Here is a 2,715-nt window from a genome sequence, read left to right on the forward strand (position 1 = left end):
CATAGACGGAAAAGAACGGTGTATAGCCGATGAAGTGCCGTTTGAGCTGCCGGAGAGTTGGTGCTGGTGTAGGCTGGGAACGATATTTCAGCATAACACAGGCAAGGCTCTTAATTCCTCAAATCATCAAGGAACAATGATGCAGTATATTACAACCTCTAATCTATATTGGGACAGGTTTGAATTGGATAAGCTCAAGGAAATGCTATTTACAGACAGTGAGGTAGAAAAATGCACTGTCACTAAGGGTGACTTGCTTGTTTGTGAAGGCGGAGATATAGGCAGAGCGGCAATCTGGAATTATGACTATCCTATGCGTATTCAGAATCACATACACAGATTACGCTCTTATGCTCCCGTCGAGGTTTACTTCTTCTATTATGTGTTTTATCTGTATAAAAGAGCTGGATTGATTGGCGGTAAGGGTATAGGCATACAAGGACTTTCATCAAATGCAATAGACAAGTTACTAATACCACTCCCACCTTTAGCTGAGCAAAAGAAAATAGTCGCAAAGATAGAAGAACTTATGCAATACTGCGACAAGCTATAAAAAACGGGCATACTCTCGTTTCTGAGGGTATGCCCGTTGTGTTTATGGATCACCAGTCAATAATGCTGTCCACGATCTCACGCTGTTCCGTGGCGGTCTTGCGGAGATAAATGCGAGTTGTTTCAATGCTCTCATGTCCCATAAGGTCTGCGAGAAACGCTATATCATTGCAGCGGTCAAGAAAGCTCTTGGCAAAGCGGTGACGGAACGAGTGCGGATATACCACTTTTGTGTCGATGCAGTACTTCTCCGCAAACTTTTTCAATTCACCCGAAATGCCCCTTGTGGTGATACGCTGTCCACGCTGATTGAGGAAGATAAAACCGCTGTCCTGCTTCTTTTCTGCAAGCCACGCAAGGGCTTCTTCCTGCAAGGACTTCGGAATGTAGATGCGGCGGAGCTTACCGCCCTTAGAGTACAAGTCGAGATAGCCGAGTCTGACGTGTTCCACCTTGATCTGGATCAACTCACTCACTCTCGCGCCCGTGGCAGCAAGAAAGCGGACCACAAAGTACCAGAACAATTCGCCGTCCTCTTTCAGACGCTTCTTGAAGTACAAGTAATCCGCTTCACTGATAACATTTTCGAGGAACGGCTTCTGCTGAACCTTTACAAAGGACAGCTTCCACTTCTCCTTGCCCACGCTTTCAAGGTAGCAGTTCATTCCACGCAGGCGGAGATTTACCGTCTGCGGTTTGAAGTGATCCACAAGCCACACCTTGTATGCCGTGAGGTTCTTCTTGGTCACGCTGCCGTACTGCTCGATGAACTGTCTCAGAGCGAACAGATAGGCAAACTTCGAGTTTTCGGACAGATTTGTCTTGTCCAAATATGCCTTAAATGTGTCAATCATATCGAAAGACCTCCTTCCGATATAATTATAACTGAATATACGATTTAAAAAAATAGGTATTATATTCGCCCTGCAACCATACCGCCATTCTCAGTTTTCTCAAACTTCATGATGAGCGGATCATCAATCTCGTATGTCTGAGTCTCCCAGTTCCATGCACAGACATACACAGCAGGAAAGGGCGAACGCAGAATCGCTTTGAAAAAAGCACCGTAACAACCGTTTTGTGGTCCGCTGTGAAGCAAATCCATCATCACACGAAATTCATCTTCCAGGACGAAGATGAACAGGTCGGTATTGCCGCTTTTATGCTTTTCGCCCTTCTCTCGCACTTCACGCAGAATGTTTTCAGTTGAACATTCGATGATTGGAGAATCGCAATCAAACTCAGAAAGCTTTTCTCCAAAGACCCATTTTGTAGGATCATATCCCATATGCGATTTCACGAGCTTCAAATCGCATCTGTATTGCACCATTCCTTCCTCTGTATCGGGATAACGGTATTCATGGATTCTATCATAAACATTTCGTGCTTTCTCCATGATTTCAAGCTGTTCTGCGGTGCTTTTTCGATGAAACCGATTGATATGCGTTATGATTGCATTGTTATGTAGTGTGTGGGTGACTTCAAGAAAACGCTCTTCGTCCAGATACTTGAAATCAGGCATAGACGGACGGGAGTTGTCATCGTGATAATTGTCATCAAAAGCTACTCCCTTGCGCACAAGTATCATTTTTGCTTCCTGTTCGCCTTGCTTCATACTCTCACCTCAGAGTTAATCTTTCAATCATGGGCATGATTTCTTCAATTTTTGCGACTATGCGGTGCTGTTCGGCAAGAGGTGGAAGCGGGATAAGCAGATTACCCATTTCTTTTGCAGGCATTTGTCTTACTGCTGTTCCTGTTACTTTGCTTTCTACATAATTCGTATAGTCGGGTGACTTGAAATAACTTGATATATAACCAAACAAGGATTTATCCAACAGTCTAATTATAAGCATTTGTGCGCATATAAAGCCCGTATCGAATTGTTCATTAGCTTCAAATTTCGCTGTTTTTCCTACACTTCCCCTAAGTAAGCAGATTATATCCCCGTCTACAAGTTTGCCATTGCCAAGTTCATCATACTTTTGTTGTGATATAAATCGAACATTCTGAAAGCTCATCATATCACCATCAATGTCTTTAGCTCCAAAGAAAGGGATACCAATCTCAACATAGTCTGCTTCAACAGGGTATTTACTACTTCTATCTCCATTCTCTAAAATAGCTAAGTCGGATAGTTTACACCACACCCAACTATCGGGA

At 43.5% G+C, this 2,715-nt stretch carries 4 protein-coding genes; 1 reads left to right on the plus strand and 3 read right to left on the minus strand.

The features are described from left to right. Nucleotides 1-553 (plus strand): restriction endonuclease subunit S (locus tag AB5Z01_RS13575; RefSeq protein WP_287216473.1); only part of this gene is annotated, 553 nt, incomplete at its 5' end. A 49-nt stretch (nucleotides 554-602) separates the two neighbouring features. Here the strand turns inward: AB5Z01_RS13575 and AB5Z01_RS13580 are convergent. From AB5Z01_RS13580 to AB5Z01_RS13590, 3 genes are all read right to left on the minus strand, one after another. Beyond that, complete coding sequence (locus tag AB5Z01_RS13580; protein ID WP_287216472.1) at nucleotides 603-1,406, minus strand: tyrosine-type recombinase/integrase; 804 nt, start codon at nucleotides 1,404-1,406, stop codon at nucleotides 603-605. Between the two features lie 59 nt (nucleotides 1,407-1,465). Next, nucleotides 1,466-2,167 (minus strand): hypothetical protein, encoded by a 702-nt coding sequence (locus AB5Z01_RS13585; RefSeq protein ID WP_287216471.1) that lies wholly within the window; start codon nucleotides 2,165-2,167, stop codon nucleotides 1,466-1,468. A gap of 4 nt (nucleotides 2,168-2,171) precedes the next feature. Beyond that, nucleotides 2,172-2,715, minus strand: a 544-nt coding sequence (locus AB5Z01_RS13590) for a restriction endonuclease subunit S (RefSeq protein ID WP_287216470.1), incomplete at its 5' end; no start/stop codon positions are given.

The sequence above is a fragment of the Ruminococcus sp. RTP21359st1_H3_RTP21359_211015 genome (assembly GCF_040909065.1).
Taxonomy (GTDB): domain Bacteria; phylum Bacillota; class Clostridia; order Oscillospirales; family Ruminococcaceae; genus Hominimerdicola; species Hominimerdicola aceti.